Source organism: Sagittula stellata E-37 (assembly GCF_039724765.1).
GTDB classification, from domain to species: Bacteria; Pseudomonadota; Alphaproteobacteria; order Rhodobacterales; family Rhodobacteraceae; genus Sagittula; species Sagittula stellata.
In genome coordinates this window covers 24,639-44,038 of sequence record NZ_CP155732.1, presented here as the reverse complement: position 1 = coordinate 44,038, position 19,400 = coordinate 24,639, and the positions used below count along the sequence as shown (strand labels likewise).

Sequence of the window (19,400 nt, the reverse complement as noted above, 5' to 3'; positions counted from 1 at the left end):
CCCCGTTTTGAAAGGGTCTTTTTCCGACAGACCCGTCAGCGAAGACGGGCGAAGGGAGGATCAAATGGCACGACTGCTGACGCTGCTTCTGGCAGCGCTGATGATCTTTTCGGCCTCGGGCCGCGCCATGGCCGTGGAGGTGCGGGCCGCCGTGCTGCGGATCGACTACCCGCGCCTGCTGCCGGTGTCGCGTTACGATCTGAGGGCGCCGGACCTCGGCTTTGCCGGGGCGATGCTGGCCGACGAGGACAACAACACGACCGGAAGTTTCCTGGGCAACACCTACGACACCACCACGGTCGCCGTACCGCCGGAAGAGGCGGATGCGGCGCTGGAGGAAATCCTTGCGGACGGGCGGCGGCTTATCGTCGTGATGGCGGAGCGTGAAGACCTTCTGCGTCTGACCCGTCGCGCCGGGGAAGAGGGGGCGCTGGTGCTGAACGCCACGGCGCCGGACACCGTCCTCAGGAGCGGCGCGTGCCGGTCGAACCTCCTGCACATCGCGCCCTCCGACCAGATGACCACCGACGCCGTCGCGCAGTTCGCGATCTGGAAGAAGTGGGACCGCTGGTTCCTGATCTCAGGCTCGAACCCGGCGGACCTTTCGCTGGCGGAATCCTACCGGCGGTCGGCCAACAAGTTCGGCGCCCGCATCGTCGACGAACGGACCATCGAGGACACCGGCGGCGCGCGGCGCACCGACACCGGGCATGCAATGGTGCAGCGTCAACTGCCGCTGGATACGCAAGGCGCGTCGCGGCACGACGTGGTGATCGCCGCGGATGCTACCGATTATTTCGCGCGCTACCTGTCCTATAACCTCTGGGACCCGCGACCGGTGATGGGGTCCGGCGGTTTGCGTCCCGTGACCTTCCACGGCGCGCACGAGGCTTGGGGCGCCACCCAGTACCAGACCCGCTTCGAAGAGCTGACACGCCGGTACGTTCAACCGGCGGACTACAACGTCTGGCTGGCCCTGCGGGTGATCGGCGAGGCCGTGACCCGCGCCAGCACCGCGGACCCGATGGAGATCAAGGCCTATGCGCTGTCGGACAAGTTCGAGTTGGCGGCGTTCAAGGGGCAGAAGGTCACCTTCCGAGACTGGAACGGCCAGTTGCGCCAGCCGATCCTTCTGTACGACGGCATGATCACCGTGAGTGTCAGCCCTCAGGACGGCTTCCTCCATCAGGTCTCCAGCCTCGACACGCTGGGGCTGGACCGTCCCGAATCCCAATGTACCGCCTTCAACTGACGGAGACCGCCATGAAACGCCTCATGCTTGCCACCGCCCTGATCGCCCTGTCCTCTGCGCCCGCGCTCGCCGGCAAGGCGTTTGTGTCGAACGAGCGCGGCAACACGATCACCGTCGTCGACACCGACACGTGGGAGGTGCTGGCCGAGTTTCCGGGCGGCAACCGTCCGCGCGGGATCACCGTGTCGCCGGATGGCGCGAAGCTGTATGTCTGCGCCTCCGACGACAACCTTGTCAGGGTGTTCGATACGGAAACCTACGAAGAACTCGAAAGTCTGCCGTCCGGCCCCGACCCGGAGCTGTTCATCATCGAGCCGTCGGGCAAGCGGCTGTACATCGCGAACGAGGACGACAACCTGGTGACGGTGACGGACACCACGACCCATACGATCATTGCCGAGGTGCCGGTGGGCGTGGAGCCCGAGGGCATGGGCATGAGCCCGGATGCCAAGTGGGTGGTGAACACCTCCGAGACCACCAACATGGCGCACTTCATCTCGACCGAGGATTACAAGATCAAGCACAACGTGCTGGTCGACCAGCGACCGCGCTATGCCCAGTACACCGACGACGGCAAGCGGCTGTTCGTTTCAGCCGAGATCGGCGGCACCGTGTCTGTGATGGACATCGCGGAGGACGGCACGCCCGACCTCGTAAAGAAGATCGGTTTCGAGGTGCCGGGCGTTCTGCCGGAGTGGCTGCAACCCGTGGGCATCAAGGTCACCGGCGACGGCAGCCGCATCTTCGTGGCGCTTGGCCCGGCCAATCGGGTGGCGGTGATCGACGGCGAGAGCCTGGAGGTGATCGACTACATCATGACCGGCCAGCGTGTCTGGCAGCTCGCCTTCACGCCGGACGAAAAGTACCTGCTGACCACCAACGGCAATTCCAACGACATCACCGTGATCGACGTGGCCGCCGAAAAGGCCATCAAGTCCGTCCAGGTTGGGCAGCAGCCCTGGGGCGTGGCGGTGATCGATTGAGCCGGTTTTTCGCCGGCGCAGACACGACAAGGGAGAAAGACCAAATGATCCGACGCCTGACCGCCGCCCTCGTGGCCGCCACGCTTTCCACACCCGCCATGGCCGCGCCACTTTGCGACGACATGGGTTTTGCCGGGCTGTTGGCCGCCTGCAACCGGGGCGAGGACATCAACATCACGCTGGCCTCCGGCAAGCCGCTTGGCGAGGACGTCACGCTGCAGTCCGGGGCCTACTACACGCTGGTGATCGAGGCCGACGGATCGGCGGAGCTGGCGGTTGAGGGCGCGTCCTTTTTCCGGGCGATCTGGATGAACGAGATCGTCATCAACAAGATCGAGGTTCGGCCGATGGCCATCGACTCCATCGAGTTCGACAAGGCGGGCGTGGTCGAGATGTCCTTCATCGCGATCAAGCCCGGTACGCACGTGATGAAAATTCCCGGTTCCACCGGGGAAACCCAGCAGATCAAGTTTTCCATCCAGTGAGGTAACCAACAATGAAACGTATCATCTTCACCTGCGCGGCCCTTGCCCTTGCCACACCCGCCTTTGCGGAAAGTCACGAAGGCGGCATCCCGCAGGAAACCGTCGACGCCATCATGTCGATGCTGACCGACATGGAGTGCCAGATGGCACCCGACGACATCGAGATGGAGGACGACGGCGGCTATGAGCTGGACGATGTCATCTGCAAGGGCGGCAACCAGTTCGATATTGAACTGGACGCGGATCTGAACGAGGTCGGACGTCGCGCGGAATAGGCGGATGTGCGACCAAAGAACCGGGTGAAGACCGTTGCCCGTGCCGTACAATATGAGTGGGGAGGCCTGACAGCCTCCCCCTTGTCTCAAGGGGAGGAAGACATGTTCGACATTCTGACACGCGCGGGTGCCACCGCGCTTGCGCTGACCGTGGCCCTGCCTGCATGGGCACAAGACCTGCCGACGATCCGGGCCGCCACGCTCAAGATCGGTACGGTGAACTGGGAATTGCAGACCATCATCGACCAGGGCTTTGACGAGAAGCACGGGTTCCACCTTGAAATGCAGCCCTACGCCGACAACGGCGCGACCCGCGTCGCGGTAGAGGGGGACGAAGCCGACATCGCGGTCGCGGACTGGATCTGGGTCGCCCGGCAGCGCGCCGACGGCAAGGACTACGTCTTTGTGCCGTATTCCAAGGCGGTTGGCGGTCTCGTTGCAAAACCGGAGGCCGGGATCGAAAGCCTGAAGGACCTGGCCGGTGGGAAGATCGGCATCGCGGGCGGGCCGCTCGACAAGTCGTGGCTGATCCTGCGTGCCTACGCGCAGCAGGAATACGACATGGACCTGAAGGCCGAGACGGAGCAGGTCTTTGGCGCGCCGCCGCTGATCTTCAAGTCGGCGCTCGGCGGCGAGACGCAGGGCGCCATCAACTTCTGGCACTTCCTCGCCAAGATGAAGGCCGCCGGCATGGAAGAGGTGATTTCGGTCGCGACGGCGGGCAAGGCGCTCGGGCTGAACACAGACACGCCGCTGCTGGGGTATTATTTCAAGGAAAGCTACCTCGACGAACACCCTGGCCTTGCGCAGGCGCTTTACGACGCCAGCCGCGATGCCAAGGACCTGCTGACCACAAACGACGAGGCGTGGGAGGCGATCCGCCCGGACATGAACGCCAGCAACGACGCCCAGTTCGAACAGCTCAAGGCCGACTGGATCGCGGGCATCCCGGCGCGCGGCCCGATCGACATCGAGGGCGCGAACAAGATGCTGGCCCTGATGAACGAGCTGGGCGGCGAGGAACTGGTCGGGCAGGCCACCGAAGTGCCCGCAGGGCTCTTTGCCGATCTGAAGTGAGGCGGTCAGCCCGATGAAGGACACACACGCGGGCGTGACGGCCCTGTCTCTCTTCGGGCTGCTGGTGTTGTGGGTCGTCGCGGCATGGTTGACGGCGGACGCGACCGTGCTGCCGCAGCCATGGTCGCTGCTGCGCCCGTTCTGGCGGGAAACCGTGTCGGGTGAATTGCCCTACCACCTGGGCGCCACGCTGCTTCGGGTCGTCTGGGCGTTTACGCTGGCGATGGCCATAGGTGTCACGCTCGGGCTGGTCATGGGGCGATACCCGGCTGTCAACCACTGGCTCGATCCGTGGCTGGTGATTTTCCTGAACCTGCCCGCCCTCGTGCTGATCGTGCTTTGCTACCTGTGGATCGGACTGAACGAGACGGCGGCGATCCTGGCTGTCACGCTGAACAAGATTCCCAACGTCGCCACCGTGATCCGCGAGGGCGCGCGCGCGCTCGATCCGCAGATCGACGCTATGGCGAAGGTCTATCGCATGTCGGCATGGGCGCGGCTGAGGCACGTGACCCTGCCGCAGCTTGCGCCATTCATCGCCGCCGCCGCCCGGTCCGGCATCGCGGTGATCTGGAAGATCGTGCTGGTGGTGGAATTTCTTGGGCGGTCCTCCGGCGTCGGTTTCCAGATCCACCTGTATTTTCAGCTTTTCGATGTGCGGATGGTGCTGGTCTACGCCTTCTCCTTCATCACCGTGATGCTGGTGGTCGAATGGTTGGTCCTGCAACCCTGGGAGCGCCGCGTGCGCCGGTGGAGGGGCACGTGATCCGGATCGACATCCAATCCAAGCATTTTGGCGGCACGCAGGTTCTTGGCCCCGTGCGTTTCGACATCCAGCCGGGTGAGACCGTCGCGCTGGTCGGGCCATCTGGCATCGGCAAGTCCACTGTCTTGCGCATCGTGTCGGGCATCGACGACCGCTTCGAAGGCACGGTCCAGCGGCCTGAAAACATGGCTATCGTCTTTCAGGAACCGACCTTGCTGCCATGGCGCTCTGCCGTCGACAACCTGCTGCTGACCCACACCGATCTCGACCGCGCGGGGGCCGAGGCCGCGCTCGACCGCGTCGGGCTGGCGGGACGCGGCGCGGCTTTCCCGGGAGAGCTGTCGCTGGGCATGCAGCGGCGTCTGTCTCTGGCCCGGGCCTTCGCCGGTCGGCCGGAGCTCCTTATCATGGACGAACCCTTCGTCTCGCTCGACACGGAGATGGCCGACCAGATGATGAACCTGACAGAGGCGCTGATTGCCCAGACCCGGCCTGCCACGCTGTTCGTCACCCACGCCCGGGCCGAGGCCGAGCGTCTTGCCGACCGGATCCTCGAACTGCGCGGAAAACCCGCGACGCATGTGGGTTGACATAATTCCGCTTATCGGTGCCAAAGCGCAAAGGCTGCGGTGCAGCATGTTGGGGAACCGGGCCGGACGGACACACAACATGGGGGATATTCCGCATAGTCGGTGAAACCCTACTTGACCGGCACGTCGCGACGGGAAAAAGTCGAAACATGGCAAACGACGTGCAGGACATCACGGAAGATCAGGACAAGACCCAGCCGCCCATGTCGGCGCTGCGGTACGAGACCCCTTTCGAACTTTATTCCGAGATGCCTCAGGTCAAGCAGATGACCCAGCATCGACCGCGTGACGACGAAGAGAACCTTGAGTATCTCAACCGTCTCGCCGGATCCACGACACCCGAGGAGGCCGTCACTTTCGCGGCCTTCGCGGCGGTCCCGGCCATGGCGATCTGGTGGGCCTACGAATGTCTGCGGATCGCCAGCGACGACATGACCGCCGCCGACCGCGAGCTGATGGAACACGTGGCAAACTGGTGCAGCTACTCCGACAACGAGAACCGCTATCGTGTGATGAGCAGATCGCTTTATGCCCCGGTGCGCAGCCCGGCGGTCTTCCTCGGCCTTGCAGTCGGCTGGTCTGGCGGGCCTATCGCGCCCAACGACAGCGCTGCCATCCCGGCGCACCGCGCGCCGCGTGCGATCAACTCTGCCGTGTTGTCATGTCTTGCACGTGCCGAGCTGCAGCAACGCCCCGTGCGGCTGGCAAGGTTCATCGACCAGGCGTCGGCGCTGTTCCGTCCATTCTGAAAATTTGATCGTGTGGCCACTGGCTTAGGCTGCGGACAACTGGTTAATTGAGTGCGATGACACTTGTATTGCGAATCGAGAACTTCGATCAGCTTGAGAACGGTGGGCCGACGTCTCTCCGTCTCGACGGCCATGGTGCGAGCGTCGGCCGGCGTGCCTCCATGGACTGGTCCTTGCCCGATCCGTCCAAGATGATTTCCGGCCATCACTTCGACATCACGTTCGAAGGCGGCACCTACTACCTCACCGACGTGTCGATGAACGGTACGTTTGTCGACGGCCAGCGGCACCGGCTGGAGGGCAAGCTTGCCCTGCGCGGCGGAGAGCGGCTGATCGTCGGTCATTACATCGTCGGGGTCGAGGTGCATCAGGCCGCCGGTGCCCCCGCACCCGATCCGGACGACGATCCTTGGGGCGCCTTCGGGTCGCCGGATCCGGCGAACATGCAGCCCGTCGCGGGCGGTCGCGGCCCCGGCCTCGACGCCTTGAACGACGGTTTCATTCAGGTCCAGCGTCCCAGCGCCAGTGCCGGACTGAAGACGGAGACGTCGCTGCAGCTTCCGATGCACAATTCGCCTGCCTCGCAAGGCACGCCTTCGGTGACGCCGAACCAGGGGTCGCTTCAGACGCCGACAGGATGGGCCCCGCCCCAGCAGCCCGCGCCGCCGCAGCAACCGCCGGCCTCCCAACCGGCCTATGTGCCGACGCTTGGGCAGGACGCACCGCAGGAGCAAGCCCGCGCGCCCGAGCGCCATGCGCCCCCGGCGGGCGATGTGCCGCCCTATACGCCATCGCTGGGGCAAGACACCCCTCAACAGGATCCGAACACGCCGCCCTATCAGCCCAGCCTGGGGCAGGACGCGCCGCCGGCCGATCCGCCGCAGGCCCGTCAGATGCCCCGGCACGAGGATTTCAGCCCCGAGTTCCGCCCGCCCGACCGCGCGCCGGAAGAGCCTCGGCGCGCCATGTCGCCGTCGCAGATCCCCATGCCCCGGCCGATGCCGCCACAGCCCTCGCCCTCGGCGCAGCCACGGCCCGAGCCGCGCCCCGCTTCGCCGCAGCCCGCGGCGCCCGTGCCCGAGCCTTCGCCGGGCCCCGCCCCCTCTGCGGTCGGCGGCGGCGGTGACGTGGGCCCTGCCCTGCGCGCGTTCTGCGAGGGCGCCGGTCTCGATCCGAAAGCGGTGAAGTCGGAAAACGCCGTCCAGTTGATGCACATGCTGGGCCGCTGTGTGCGGATCGCGACCGAAGAGACGATGATGATGCTCAAGGCGCGCGCCGATGTGAAGAATTTCACGCGCGGCGGCGTGCGCACCATGCTGTCGGCCAACGCCAACAACCCGATGAAGTTCATGCCCGACAGCCAGCAGGCGCTGGAGCTGATGTTCGTGGCGCCGCGCGACGGGTTCATGATGGGGCCGGACAGCTTCAAGGATGCGCTTGGCGACATCCGCCAACACCAGGAGGCGGTCTTTCGCGCGCTTCAACCAGCACTGGCCGAGGTGTTCCGCGGATTGTCCCCCGAAGAGATCGAGGCAGCGTGCGAGAGCACCGGCTCCAACCTCTTGGGCGGCAAGCGGGCCGGCAAGCAGTGGCCGACCTACGTGGAGCGTTGGGACGAGAAGGCGCAAGCCGGGGAACACGGAATTCTGGACGCGTTCCTGCAAGCATTTGCATCGGCCTACGCGGAGGCCAACAACCGAAAATGATATTTTCCCGCACTGTCGCGGGCCACTGACGGAGCGCTTGCATGGATCTCGAAAAGCTTCTCCAGCCGATTTCGGAGGATGCCCCCTGCGGTCCCGACCTCGAACCCGAGGGCGACCCGCAGTTCGACGAAGCCTATTTCGACCGGATGGGCGAACTGCCTGAGTTCTACTACCGGCCCGGTGTCGAGAAGCCCGACGGCAGCATGACGCCGGACAACATGTTCGATCCGAAGTCGGTCAACTTCCGCGACGAGATCAAGCTGATCGACCCGGTGCTGGAGCGGTCGAAGGACCTGCGGCTGGTGGTGCTGCGGGCGCAATGGGCGATCCTTGCCGGCAATCTGGCCAAGTTCACGGAATCCGTTGCCTGGATTGCCGGGCTTCTGGAAACCTTCGATGCGGACGTCCATCCGACGGATTCCGGGGACAGGCGCAGCGCGATCAACGACCTGAACGACAATACCAGCGTGGTGCAGCCACTCTACTTCACCGCGCTGACGCCGACCGGCGATGCGACGTTGCGGCGGCTGAAGGTGGCGCGCGGCGACCTGACGGCCCTCCAGTCCGAAGAGGACCTCGAACAGGCGCCCATCCTCGATGCGCTGTCGTCGGCGAGCAATGCCAAGCATGTCGAGAAGACGCTGGGAACACTGGTCGAACTGCGCGACGCGATGAACCGCATCAAGGCGGCGTGCGAGTCCAGCGGCACGGCCAAGTTCTCTCCGGATTTCAGCCGTGTCGGCCCGATCATCACCGAGATGATCGAAGCGATCACCAACTCCCGGTCCGATCTTGCCTCCGTTGCCCAGGTCGAGGAACCCGGCGATGACAGCGGCGAGGACGACGAGGGCGACAGCGAAGGGGGCGGCGGCGTCGCATCGTTCTCTGCCGCTGCGGCAGCGGCGAAGGGGGGCGGCGCGGAGGTGGTCAGCCACCTGCATGCCAAGCGCCTTTTGCAGGCCTGCGAGGCCTATTACCGGGCCTATGAGCCGTCCTCGGCCACGCTGCTCCTGGTGACGCAGGCGCGGTCGCTGATCGGCAAGCCGCTGTTGGAAGCCTTGGAAACCCTGCTGCCCGACAATGTCGAGGAGGCGCTTGTCAACTTCAGCCCTGCTGCCGGGTTCTCGCTTGGAATCGCGCGGATTCGGGCGCTGACCGAGGACATGCACGACGATCCCGACACCCCGTTCCCCGAGCCGGACCCGGGTCCGGACGTCTCCGTGACCAATGCGGGGGAGGCCGCGGTCGCAATCCGGTCGGTCGAGGACTACTTCCGCCGAGTCGAACGCTCCAGCCCGATTCCGACGTTGCTGAGCCGCGCAAGAAGTTATCTGGACAGGGATTTTCAGTCCATTATCGACGAGCTGATACCGCGCGAAGAGGAGTGAGTAGGTACTCCCCTCGCCGTGTACAAGTACGGTTTTTTGGTATATCTACATCGTTGACTTTAGGTCCGCTTGGCGGTTTGATTTTCCACAAGATTGCAGCACTGCAACAAAGCCTCAGGGAGATTTTCATATGTCTGATTCAGGTTCCGGTTACATCAAGAGAAATCGCCCTCCGCGGGTGTCGATCCAGTACGCTGACCCCTACGAGAGCGAGAAGATGGTTGAGCTGCCCTTCGTCATGGGCATGCTTTCGGACCTGTCCGGAAACAACCCGGGCGTCGAGAAGGAGGACGTGACCGAGCGGACCTTCAGCGGCGTCACGAAAGACACCCTGGACGACTACATGGCGTCGATCGAACCGGGCATGTCCTTCATGGTGGAGAACAAGCTTGACCCGAACGGCGGCAAGATGGGCGTGGATCTGAAGTTCCATTCCATGGACGACCTTGAGCCGACGCAGATCGCCCGCCAGGTTCCGGCGATGGCGAAGCTGCTGGAAGCCCGCGAACAGCTTGCCTCCCTGCAGCGCTACATGTCGTCGAAGCCCAAGGCCCAGGAGCACATCAAGAAGCTGCTGAGCGACCCGGAACTGCTTGCCGCGCTCGGCGAGCAGGCGAAGTCCGGCAAAGACGAAGAATAAACGACGGCGACGCGATAACAGGGACATGAACCATGGCTAACGACGCACAACTGGATACAGAAGGCGCAGGCGGCGCGGTCGCGGAATCCGTAAACGAGCTTGCGGAATTCTCCGACATTCTGAAACAGACGATCAAGCCGCGGACCGACGTGGCAGAGCGTGAGGTGGACAATGCTCTCGTGGCGCTGGTCCGCGAGGCGCTGGACGACCAGACGATCATCGAAGACGACGTGATCGACACGCTGGACGCGATGCTGGCGAAGCTGGACAAGAAGCTCAGCGACCAGATGAACGCGATCCTCCACCAGGAGGAGTTCCAGCATTTCGAGAGCCAGTGGCGCGGCCTTGCGTACACGCTCAACAATGCGGAAACCGACGCGTCTCTGCAGGTCAAGGTGCTGAACATCTCCAAGTCGGAGCTGGCGGCCATGACCCGGCGCTATCCCAAGAACAAGTGGGAACAATCGCCGCTCTTCCAGATGGTCTACGAACAGCAGCTTGGTACGCTGGGCGGCAAGCCCTTCGGCTGCCTGGTGGGCGACTACCACTTCGACCATTCCTCGGCCGACGTGAACATCCTGCGCTTCATGGGCCGGATTGCCGAAGCCTCGCTGGCGCCGTTCATCTCGGGCGCGTCGCCGAACCTGCTGGGCATGGACAGCTGGAACGAGATCGCCGTTCCGCCGGACCTGTCGGAAATGTTCGAGAACGCGGAATACGCTCAGTGGAATTCGCTGCGCGACAGCGAGATCAGCCGCTTCATCGCGCTGACCCTGCCCCGCGCGCTGGCCCGCGAGCCCTACGGCCCGGACAGCACCTCGGTCGTCGAGGAGTTCGACTTCCGCGAGGAGACCGACGGTCACGGCGGCACGCAGTACTCCTGGATGAACGCGGCGCACGCGATGGCGACGAACATCAACCGGGCGTTCAAGGAACACGGCTGGACGGTCCGCATCCGCGGTGTGACCTCCGGCGGCGAGGTGACCAACCTGCCGACGCACGTCTTTGACACCGGCGACGGTGACAAGCAGATGAAGTGCCCGACGGAAGTGTCCATCACGGACCGTCGGGAGGGTGAACTGTCGAAGGCGGGCCTGATCGGCCTGATCCACCGGCAGAACACCGACAAGGCGGCCTTCATCGGTGCGCAGTCGCTCTACAAGCCCAAGAAATACGTGGATGATCTTGCCACGGCATCGGACAACATGTCGTCGCGCATCCCTTACATCTTCGCCGTGTCGCGTTTCAGCCATTACTTGAAGGTCATGGTGCGCGACAAGATTGGCCAGAGCCCGACGCGGGCTCAATTGGAGATCGAGCTGCAGACCTGGATCAACAAGTATGTGACGGGTAACCCTGACACCGCGACGGAATTGGAAAAGGCGAAGCGTCCGCTGGCAGGGGCAAAGGTCGAAGTGGTCGAAGACGAACTCAACCCGGGTTACTACACGGGCAAGTTCTTCCTGAAACCGCATTTTCAGATGGAAGGCATGGATATCGGCATGAGCCTCGTGTCGAAACTGCCTGCCAAATAAGTGATTGCCGCCCGCAATTAAGCGGTAGGTGAGATTTAAAGCCAGAAGGAGAAGCAAAATGGCTGTTAATATCTTTTTGAAACTCGGCAACGGCATCAAGGGCGAGTCCCAGAATGACCAGCACAAGGACTGGATCGACGTCCTGTCCTGGAGCGTCGGCATGACCCAGTCGGGCACCACCCACCTGGGGTCCGGTGGCGGCGGCGGCAAGGTCGACGTGGGTGACATCGCGTTCACCAAGTACGTCGACGCGGCGTCGCACGACCTGATCAAGCGCTGCTGCTCGGGCGAGCACATCGACACAGCGGAACTGCACGTGCTGAAGGCCGGTGGCTCCAAGCCTGTCGACTACATGAAGATCAAGATGAAGGACGTCATGATCACGTCGTACAACACCGGCGGGATGAACGACGGCCTGGACCGTATCCAGGAAAGCCTCACCCTGAACTTCCGCATGTTCGAGGTCACCTACACTAAGCAGAACCAGAAGGGTGCGCCGGACGGCGAATTCTCTGCCGGTTGGGAAATCGCAGAAGACAAGGAATGGAGCGCGTAAGCGACTCTTCCCCTTCGCGGACCTGCATTTCGGGAAGGGCGGCAAACCCGCCCTTCCCACATTAATTTTTCTTTGATTGCTCGGGGGATGGCCGTTACGTTTTGTCTCGGGCCTTTTGATTTCGAGAGCGTGACATGACCTCCGACGATCCTGATCTGACGACGCAGGTGACCCGCGTCTGGCGCAAGGAAGACCGCGCCAAGGTCTCGATCCTGCAGATCTTCCGCTCCAGCTTCCATGACCGCCGCCGCCAGCACCATGCCGAGCGCACGCAGGACAAGAAGGAAGACGGCGAGACCACGATCACCCGCCGCATCGATTTCCGCGAAGGTGTCACCGAAGGTGCCCTGCGCAACCACATCGAGGCGGATCTGAACGCGCTGATGAACACCATCCGTCTCGATGCCGCCGTGTCGCTCGACCAGGCGCCGCACGTGGCGCGGTCGATCCTCAACTACGGCTTCCGCGACCTGTCGAGCGTGACGATCCGCGAGTTGGGGGGCGAATCGATCAAGGCTTCCATCAAGCAATCGCTTGTCGACCACGAGCCGCGTCTGGTGCCTTCTTCGATCGAGGTGTCGGTGCGCCGGAGCGATAGCAAGAACGACCAGCGGCTGGAGCTTTTCGTGCAGGCCGACCTGATGGGCGACCCGGTCGACATCCCGCTCGACTTCGACGCGGAGCTCGACCTCGGGGCGGGCAAGATGCGGATGTCCAAGCTGCGGGTGCAAATGTGAAACAGGCTTTCCGCGACGCCTACAACCGGGAACTCGCGCTGCTGAAGGAGCGGGCTCGGGAATTCGCGCAGGAGTATCCGGGCCTGGCAGATCGCCTTGGCGGATTGCTCGAAGAGAACATGGACCCAACCGCGCAGGCGCTTCTGGAGGGGTCTGCCTTTCTTGCCGCACGGGTGCAACTGAAACTGGACGAAGAATTCCGTGGCTTCACGCGGGAGCTTCTGGACCAGCTTCTGCCCGGCGTTTTGGAGCCGACTCCCTCCGTCATGACGGTGCGGGCCGCGGCCCCTTACGAGGATCCGAAGACAGTCACCGGCATCCACTTCAAGCCCGGCGACTACATGGAGGCGCGCTACGTTGACACCGAAAAGCGCGTGTCCTGCCGGTTTGCGCTGGCTGCGCCCCTCAGTCTCTGGCCGGTTGACGTTGCGGAGGTGCGCTATCTTTCCCGGTCGGGTCAGGTCGGCGCGGTGATGCGGGAGCCGGCGAAGGGCGTTCATGCCGGGATGCTGATCGACGTTGCGCGGCTTGGCGTGACCGGCAAGGCCGACAACAGCGAGCCGCTTACCGAACTGCAGGCCGACACGCTGCAGTTTCATCTGGCCGGCCCGATGGACGAGGCCGTGGCGCTGTATGAACAAGTGTTCTGCGACTGCGTGAAGGTGTCTCTGCGCTGGCAGAACGCGCTTGGCGACGACGTCTACCAGACACTTGCCCCGCACCAGATCGAACAGGTTGGTTTCGACCGGTCGGAACGGCTTTTCCCGCATGACGACCGGCTGTTCGAGGGATTTGCCCTTCTGCGCGAGGTGTTCGTTTATCCGCGCAAGTTCCTGGGCTTCCGGGTGAAGGGGCTGCGCGACGTCTGGGCACGTGTCCCCGGTTCGCGCATTCAGATCATCTTCGAATTCGACACGTCGAGCCAGAAGCTGGCGGCGCAACTGTCAACGGAAGACATCCGCCTCCACTGCGCCCCGGCGGTCAACCTGTTCGAAGAGGCCGCCGCGCCCCTGCGCATGGACCGCAAGAGCCACGAACACGTGGTCACGCCGCTGTCCACACCCGTTACGCACTACGAATTCCACCGCGTGACCGAGGTCTTCGCCCACTACCAGGGCAGCCAGGGCAAGACGCGGGTCTATCCGCTGTATGCCCTGCCCTCGAACAAGGTCAGTCCGAGGCACGCGCTGTACTATACGACCCGCAAGAAGAAGCGCCGGATCACCGCACAGGAGCGCAAGCAGGGTATTTCCCGGTCGCGCTATCGCGGCACGGAAACCTTCCTGTCGATCTACGAGCCGCCCGACGACGAACGGGTGCAGCGTCTCCAGATCCGGGGGCTGTGCTCCAACCGGCACCTGGCCGGCGAGTTGCCGATCAAGCAGGGCGAGGAAGACTTCTACTTCTGCGACGAGAACACGATCCGGCTGGCTTGCATCGACGGTCCCACTCCGCCGCGCGACAGTCTGGCCGATATGGAAGGCGGCGCGGCCCACCGGACCCAGTCCGGCGACGTCTACTGGCGGCTCGTCAGCCACATGTCGCTGAACAGTTACGGGGTTCTGGGCCGAACCGGGGCCGATGCGGCAGAGGCCCTGCGCGAGATGATGCGTCTGTTCGCCGATCTCTCCGACAGCTTCATTGAAAGCCAGGTCGATGGGTTGCAGTCGGTCGAGACCCGGCAGGTTCCGGCCTCCATTCCGCATCCCGAGGGTTTCCATACGGCGCGCGGTCTCGAAATTACGCTGACCTTCGACGAAGAGGCCTTCGAAGGCTCCGGTATCATGCTGCTCGGTTCGGTGCTGGACAGGTTCCTTGCCGAATACGCCTCTGTCAATTCGTTCACCAAGACGGTCATCCGCTCGCACCAGCGCGGACACCTGAAGACCTGGCCGCCCCGGCTGGGCGGAGGGCGCGTGCTGTGAGCGACGATTGGGATGACGACGAAAAGACGGTCATGGGCTGGCTCGACAAGGACCCGGGCAAACCCGAGGACAAGTCGTCGCCCAAGGACAAGGACAGCGGCCCGAAGACAATCGAACCGCTGCCGATGCCGAAAGGCGGTTTTTCACAGCCGGTGCAGGACAAGGATGTGAAGGAGCCGACCTTCCCGCCCCTTCCGGGCATAGCGCCCAACAAGTCGCGCGGCACGGAACCGGCCGCAGAGCTGCCGTCGGTGCGTCCGCCGATGATCGGCGGCAAGTCGGATGGCGACGACAAGACGGTCATGGCCGATCTCGACTGGTTCGACGATGCGCCCCGGACCGAAACGGCGCCCGCTGCCAGCGACGGTTGGGATGACGAAGACAAGACCGTCTTTGCCGAACTCCCGGGTCTGCCGCGGACGCAGACGTCGATTCAGGCGTTCATCCCGCGCGCAGACTGGACGCCCGACGAAGTCATCGAGCAGGCGCTGCTGGGTCACGGTCTGGCCACGGCCTTGCGCCACACCGCGCGCCGCGCGCCCGAGGGACTTACCCCCGCCCTGCGCAAGGATCTTGTCCGCCGAGCCAGCCAGAGGCTGAAACACTCCGAGGACGCCTTCCTCGAAGATGGGTTGCTGGACACGTTCCGGCAACTTGTCACCTCGCGGGTCGAACACCTCGCCATGGACGAGCTCGACGACGAGCCGGAGATGCCCTCCAATCTGGACGAGGACGAACAGGCGGCATGGCGCGCGATGGGCAAGGGGCTGTTCTTCCTCCTGCGGGAGCTTGAGCGCCGCGCCGGGACGAAGCCGCGCATCGGGCGCAACACCCGCCTGCACGACCAGCTTGTCCGCATGGGGCAGGACCCGTTCACCGGCGTGCCGCATGCCGACATTGCGCGTTACGACCCCACCCGCCGCGTGCCGATGATCCGCGCGCAGTTCATGGGGTTCTTCGGGCCGTTCGGAGCCTTCCCGCTTAACTGGACCGAGGAGGTCCAGCAGTGGTTCATCCATGGCGACAAGAGCTTTACTCGCTTTGTCGACATCTTCACCGAGCGCTTTCAGGAGATGTTCTTCCGGGCTTGGTCCGACGCCCATGCGATCACGCAGTTCGACCACCCGACCGACGACCGCTTCCAGTCCTACCTTCTGGCCGTGGCGGGCAATGGCACGACGGCCATGCGGGACCGGGACGACGTGTCCGACACGGTCAAGGCGCGCTACGCGGGTCTGGCCGGTGGGCGCGTCAAAAGCCCGGTGCGCCTGCGCCAGATCCTGCAGCTGCACTTCCAAGGGAAACTGAACGTCGAGATCGAGGAGCTGGTGCCGACGTGGCTCGATTTCGAGCCCGACACGCTGTCGCACATGGGCCGTCAGGCCTGCAGCATCGGCATGAACATGCACCTCGGGTCCCGGGTGCGCACGGTCGGAGAGAAGATCCGCGTGCATCTCTATGTCCGCTCTATCAAGGATTACTTCAAGCTGCTGCCATCGGGCGGGGATCACCCCGACCTCCGCGATCTGGTGTTCTGGTATCTCGGCGAGGCCTACGAGGTCGAGGCCGTGCTGTGGCTGCCGCAGACGGAGATCCAGCCGGCGATCATGGGCGTGAACGCGCAGCTCGGCTGGATGGCCTGCCTCGCGCCGCCGAAGGGAGATCCAGACGTGATGGTGCAGGTAACGGTGTTCAAGCTTCTGCCCCCGAAAGGGCAAGATCAACAGGCGGCCGCGTGACGGCCGGACACACAACAGGGAGATCCGGACCCGGAGCGATAACCGGGCCGGTACATTTCAGAAGGGACGATTGCAATGTCAGGAATTGAGATCGAGAGCTATGCTCTCAAGATGAACCAGGCCGGGTACAATGCCTTCATTCAGGGCATGCGGCAGGCGCGCGGGGACCGCAACCGCCAGATCGACCTTTGCCATTGGCTGTGGCCGGTCGTGTCCAACAAGAACTCAGACATTTCCGTCACGCTGAATGCGCTGGGGCTGAATCGGGGCCAGGTGCTGAAGGATCTTCAGAACACGCTGGCCAAGCTCGACAAGAACGTCACCGAGGCTCCCGGTATTTCCGAGCAGTTCCTCGACTCGCTGAAGCATGCCTGGACCTATGCGACCCTCCTGTTCGGAGAAAGCCAGATCCGCACCGGCCACGTGCTGACCGGCATCCTGCAGGACGACCATCTTCGCCGTCACATCATGCGGTATTCTTCGGTTTTTGGGGATATCTCTGCCGACATCCTCGCCAAGGAAAGCCGTCGGCTATGGAAGGATTCCGAAGAAGAGACCATGCGCCCGATGGACGGCTCCGGCCTGTCCTCTCCGTCGGCCGCCGAACCGGGCGAGGATGACGACGGTCGCCCCGGTGCATCCACCGCGCTTGGCCGGTTCTCCGTCGACATGACGGCGGATGCTGCGTCGGGCAAGATGGACAAAATCGTTGGCCGCGATGACGAGATCCGGCAGGTCATCGACGTGCTTCTGCGCCGCCGCCAGAACAACCCGATCCTCACCGGGGAGGCGGGCGTCGGCAAGACCGCCGTGGTCGAGGGCTTCGCGCAGCGACTCGCCGCAGGGGAGGTTCCGCCGAAGCTGCAGGGCACGAAGCTCTACATGCTCGACATTCAGGCCATGCAGGCGGGCGCGTCCATGAAGGGCGAGTTCGAGCAGCGGCTGAAGTCGGTCATCGACGAGGTGCAGTCCTCCCCCACCCCGATCATCCTCTTCATCGACGAGGCGCACACCCTGATCGGTGCCGGTGGTCAGGCAGGCACGGGCGATGCCGCGAACCTGCTGAAACCGGCGCTGGCCCGCGGCACGCTGCGCACCATCGCCGCGACAACGTGGTCGGAGTATCGCACCTATTTCGAAAAGGACCCCGCGCTGACCCGGCGTTTCCAGCCGGTCAACGTCGACCAACCCTCGGTCGAGAAATGCTGCTACATGCTGCGCGGCATCCTCGAACCGATGGAAGAGCACCATGGGGTGCGCATCTCGGACGAGGCCATTGTCGCCGCCGTGTCCCTGTCGCACCGCTACATCCCGGCGCGGCAATTGCCGGACAAGGCCGTGTCGCTGCTCGACACCGCCTGTGCCCGCGTTGCCGTCTCGCAAAGCTCTGTCCCGGCCCGTATCCAGGACATCCGCGAGAAGATCGCCGCGCTGGACGTCGAGATCGCCGGGAAGGAGTCCGAGCGCGACCTGGGGGAGTCGAACGAGGAACGCATCCTTGAGGCGATGGAAGAGAAGGGGAAGCTGGAAACCGAACTCGCCGACCTCGAAGAGAAATACGCCAAGGAGAAGGAAATCGTCGACAAGATCATCCTTCTGCGCAAGGAGATCGCCGTCTCGCAGGGCCATGACGTCGCCGAGGTGATGGACAACCGTCCCGCCGCCGAGGACGCCTCCTCCGACGCGGAGGCAGAGGCCGAGGGTGCCACGATCGATCCGGACGAGGCGCGCAAGGAAATGCACGCCTTCATGGCGACGCTCGAAGAGGGCAACCCCGACGACCGCATGGTCTATGCCCACGTCGACGCGCAGGCCGTGGCCTCTGTCATCTCCGACTGGACCGGCATCCCGGCGGGCCGGATGGTACAGGACGAACTGGAGGCGGTGCTGCATCTGGCCGAGCATCTGCAGGAGCGCGTCATCGGTCAGGACCACGGGTTGAAGGCCATCGCCAAGCGCATCGAGACCAACCGCGCGGGCCTGTCGAACCCGAACAAGCCCATCGGTGTCTTCATGCTGTGCGGTCCGTCCGGTGTCGGCAAGACCGAGACCGCGCTGGCCCTGGCCGAGGCGATCTACGGCGGTGAGGACAACATCATCACCATCAACATGTCCGAGTACCAGGAGGCGCACACCGTGTCGCTGCTGAAAGGCGCACCGCCGGGCTATGTGGGCCACGGCGAAGGTGGCCGCCTGACCGAAGCCGTGCGACGCAAGCCTTACAGCGTCGTGCTTCTGGACGAGGTCGAAAAGGCCCACCCCGACGTGCACGAGCTGTTTTTCCAGGTGTTCGACAAGGGCATCATGGAGGACGGCAACGGGCGGCGGATCGACTTCAAGAACACGCTGATCCTGCTGACCTCCAACGTCGGCACAGACGTCATCATGGAGATGGCGGAGGGCGGCAACACCACGCCCGACCTCGATGAACTGGAGACCGCGCTGAAGCCTTTCCAGCTTGAGGTCTTCCCCCCTGCCCTGCTGGGCCGGATCGTTTCGATCCCCTATTTCCCGCTGGGCAAGGATGTGCTGGCCGGTATCACGAAACTGAAGATCGGTGCGGTGGCCAAGCGCCTGAAAGGCGCGCATGGCGCGAACCTTGTCTATGGCGACGAGGTGATCGACTACATCACAGAACAGTGCCGCGACCCCGACAGCGGTGGCCGCATGATCGACAACATCATCACCAACTCCATCCTCCCGGACCTGTCCCGCCAGGTGCTTCAACGGATGGTGTCCGGAGAGGACATGAGCGAAGTGACGGTGAAGGTGGGCGAGAAGGGTTTCGAATACGACTTTGCCTGAACCTAATTCCGGCGTGCGGTGGCTTCAGTGCATGGCCATCGCGCGCCAGTCTTCAGACGGGTTGGCCATTCGGAAAGACATGTGACGGGAGATCAATAAAAGCATGCTGCGTGAGCCGGGAAAATAATGGCGCGCCCGGGGCATGGAATACCTGCCTTGGCCATTGTGTCCGTTCATATAGGCACCACCTAT

At 63.8% G+C, this 19,400-nt stretch carries 17 protein-coding genes; all 17 read left to right on the top strand.

From position 1 onward, the window contains the following. The first annotated feature begins 64 nt into the window (after positions 1 to 64). The 17 genes from ABFK29_RS24465 (at position 65) to tssH (ending at position 19,208) form a co-directional block, all read left to right on the top strand. On the top strand, positions 65 to 1,252 hold the full coding sequence (locus ABFK29_RS24465) for an ABC transporter substrate-binding protein (protein WP_005864209.1): 1,188 nt from the start codon (positions 65 to 67) through the stop codon (positions 1,250 to 1,252). 11 nt (positions 1,253 to 1,263) lie between these two features. Continuing rightward, positions 1,264 to 2,235 (top strand): YVTN family beta-propeller repeat protein, encoded by a 972-nt coding sequence (locus ABFK29_RS24460; protein WP_040605261.1) that lies wholly within the window; start codon positions 1,264 to 1,266, stop codon positions 2,233 to 2,235. A gap of 44 nt (positions 2,236 to 2,279) precedes the next feature. Continuing rightward, positions 2,280 to 2,720: a hypothetical protein gene (locus ABFK29_RS24455; RefSeq protein WP_005864207.1), complete on the top strand. Its 441-nt coding sequence runs from the start codon at positions 2,280 to 2,282 to the stop codon at positions 2,718 to 2,720. 11 nt (positions 2,721 to 2,731) lie between these two features. Further along, positions 2,732 to 2,995: a PepSY domain-containing protein gene (locus tag ABFK29_RS24450; RefSeq protein ID WP_005864206.1), complete on the top strand. Its 264-nt coding sequence runs from the start codon at positions 2,732 to 2,734 to the stop codon at positions 2,993 to 2,995. A gap of 102 nt (positions 2,996 to 3,097) precedes the next feature. Continuing rightward, a complete protein-coding gene (locus tag ABFK29_RS24445) occupies positions 3,098 to 4,072 on the top strand; it encodes an ABC transporter substrate-binding protein (protein ID WP_005864205.1) in 975 nt (324 codons plus the stop codon). Between the two features lie 13 nt (positions 4,073 to 4,085). Continuing rightward, positions 4,086 to 4,838: an ABC transporter permease gene (locus tag ABFK29_RS24440; protein ID WP_005864204.1), complete on the top strand. Its 753-nt coding sequence runs from the start codon at positions 4,086 to 4,088 to the stop codon at positions 4,836 to 4,838. Further along, complete coding sequence (locus tag ABFK29_RS24435) at positions 4,835 to 5,428, top strand: ABC transporter ATP-binding protein (protein ID WP_040605260.1); 594 nt, start codon at positions 4,835 to 4,837, stop codon at positions 5,426 to 5,428. The genes ABFK29_RS24440 and ABFK29_RS24435 overlap by 4 nt, the downstream gene beginning before the upstream one ends. Positions 5,429 to 5,577: 149 nt before the next feature. After that, positions 5,578 to 6,177 (top strand): DUF6931 family protein, encoded by a 600-nt coding sequence (locus tag ABFK29_RS24430; protein ID WP_005864202.1) that lies wholly within the window; start codon positions 5,578 to 5,580, stop codon positions 6,175 to 6,177. Between the two features lie 56 nt (positions 6,178 to 6,233). Further along, positions 6,234 to 7,883, top strand: coding sequence for a type VI secretion system-associated FHA domain protein TagH (gene tagH, locus ABFK29_RS24425; protein ID WP_083803564.1), 1,650 nt, complete (start codon positions 6,234 to 6,236; stop codon positions 7,881 to 7,883). Positions 7,884 to 7,924: 41 nt separating this feature from the next. Further along, positions 7,925 to 9,271, top strand: a complete 1,347-nt coding sequence (locus ABFK29_RS24420) for an ImpA family type VI secretion system protein (RefSeq protein ID WP_005864197.1) — start codon at positions 7,925 to 7,927, stop codon at positions 9,269 to 9,271. 130 nt (positions 9,272 to 9,401) lie between these two features. Then, a complete protein-coding gene (gene tssB / locus ABFK29_RS24415) occupies positions 9,402 to 9,911 on the top strand; it encodes a type VI secretion system contractile sheath small subunit (RefSeq protein ID WP_005864195.1) in 510 nt (169 codons plus the stop codon). Between the two features lie 32 nt (positions 9,912 to 9,943). Then, a complete protein-coding gene (gene tssC / locus ABFK29_RS24410; protein ID WP_005864193.1) occupies positions 9,944 to 11,446 on the top strand; it encodes a type VI secretion system contractile sheath large subunit in 1,503 nt (500 codons plus the stop codon). Positions 11,447 to 11,504: 58 nt separating this feature from the next. Next, on the top strand, positions 11,505 to 12,002 hold the full coding sequence (locus tag ABFK29_RS24405; protein ID WP_040605258.1) for an Hcp family type VI secretion system effector: 498 nt from the start codon (positions 11,505 to 11,507) through the stop codon (positions 12,000 to 12,002). Positions 12,003 to 12,136: 134 nt separating this feature from the next. Continuing rightward, a complete protein-coding gene (gene tssE, locus ABFK29_RS24400; protein ID WP_347100741.1) occupies positions 12,137 to 12,739 on the top strand; it encodes a type VI secretion system baseplate subunit TssE in 603 nt (200 codons plus the stop codon). Further along, positions 12,736 to 14,664 (top strand): type VI secretion system baseplate subunit TssF, encoded by a 1,929-nt coding sequence (gene tssF, locus ABFK29_RS24395; protein ID WP_005863885.1) that lies wholly within the window; start codon positions 12,736 to 12,738, stop codon positions 14,662 to 14,664. Before tssE ends, tssF begins: the two co-directional genes overlap by 4 nt. Next, positions 14,661 to 16,403 carry a type VI secretion system baseplate subunit TssG gene (gene tssG / locus ABFK29_RS24390; RefSeq protein ID WP_005863883.1) on the top strand — a complete coding sequence of 581 codons (1,743 nt, stop codon included), beginning with the start codon at positions 14,661 to 14,663 and terminating at the stop codon, positions 16,401 to 16,403. The genes tssF and tssG overlap by 4 nt, the downstream gene beginning before the upstream one ends. 75 nt (positions 16,404 to 16,478) lie before the next feature. After that, positions 16,479 to 19,208, top strand: a complete 2,730-nt coding sequence (gene tssH / locus ABFK29_RS24385) for a type VI secretion system ATPase TssH (protein WP_005863882.1) — start codon at positions 16,479 to 16,481, stop codon at positions 19,206 to 19,208. The last annotated feature ends 192 nt before the right edge of the window (positions 19,209 to 19,400 follow it).

What these genes read in the sequence shown, in the direction of transcription:
- ABFK29_RS24465 (WP_005864209.1), top strand. Translation starts at nt 65, where the DNA reads ATGGCACGACTGCTGACGCTGCTTCTGGCAGCGCTGATGATCTTTTCG.
- ABFK29_RS24460 (WP_040605261.1), top strand. Translation starts at nt 1,264, where the DNA reads ATGAAACGCCTCATGCTTGCCACCGCCCTGATCGCCCTGTCCTCTGCG.
- ABFK29_RS24455 (WP_005864207.1), top strand. Translation starts at nt 2,280, where the DNA reads ATGATCCGACGCCTGACCGCCGCCCTCGTGGCCGCCACGCTTTCCACA.
- ABFK29_RS24450 (WP_005864206.1), top strand. Translation starts at nt 2,732, where the DNA reads ATGAAACGTATCATCTTCACCTGCGCGGCCCTTGCCCTTGCCACACCC.
- ABFK29_RS24445 (WP_005864205.1), top strand. Translation starts at nt 3,098, where the DNA reads ATGTTCGACATTCTGACACGCGCGGGTGCCACCGCGCTTGCGCTGACC.
- ABFK29_RS24440 (WP_005864204.1), top strand. Translation starts at nt 4,086, where the DNA reads ATGAAGGACACACACGCGGGCGTGACGGCCCTGTCTCTCTTCGGGCTG.
- ABFK29_RS24430 (WP_005864202.1), top strand. Translation starts at nt 5,578, where the DNA reads ATGGCAAACGACGTGCAGGACATCACGGAAGATCAGGACAAGACCCAG.
- tagH (WP_083803564.1), top strand. Translation starts at nt 6,234, where the DNA reads ATGACACTTGTATTGCGAATCGAGAACTTCGATCAGCTTGAGAACGGT.
- ABFK29_RS24420 (WP_005864197.1), top strand. Translation starts at nt 7,925, where the DNA reads ATGGATCTCGAAAAGCTTCTCCAGCCGATTTCGGAGGATGCCCCCTGC.
- tssB (WP_005864195.1), top strand. Translation starts at nt 9,402, where the DNA reads ATGTCTGATTCAGGTTCCGGTTACATCAAGAGAAATCGCCCTCCGCGG.
- tssC (WP_005864193.1), top strand. Translation starts at nt 9,944, where the DNA reads ATGGCTAACGACGCACAACTGGATACAGAAGGCGCAGGCGGCGCGGTC.
- ABFK29_RS24405 (WP_040605258.1), top strand. Translation starts at nt 11,505, where the DNA reads ATGGCTGTTAATATCTTTTTGAAACTCGGCAACGGCATCAAGGGCGAG.
- tssE (WP_347100741.1), top strand. Translation starts at nt 12,137, where the DNA reads ATGACCTCCGACGATCCTGATCTGACGACGCAGGTGACCCGCGTCTGG.
- tssH (WP_005863882.1), top strand. Translation starts at nt 16,479, where the DNA reads ATGTCAGGAATTGAGATCGAGAGCTATGCTCTCAAGATGAACCAGGCC.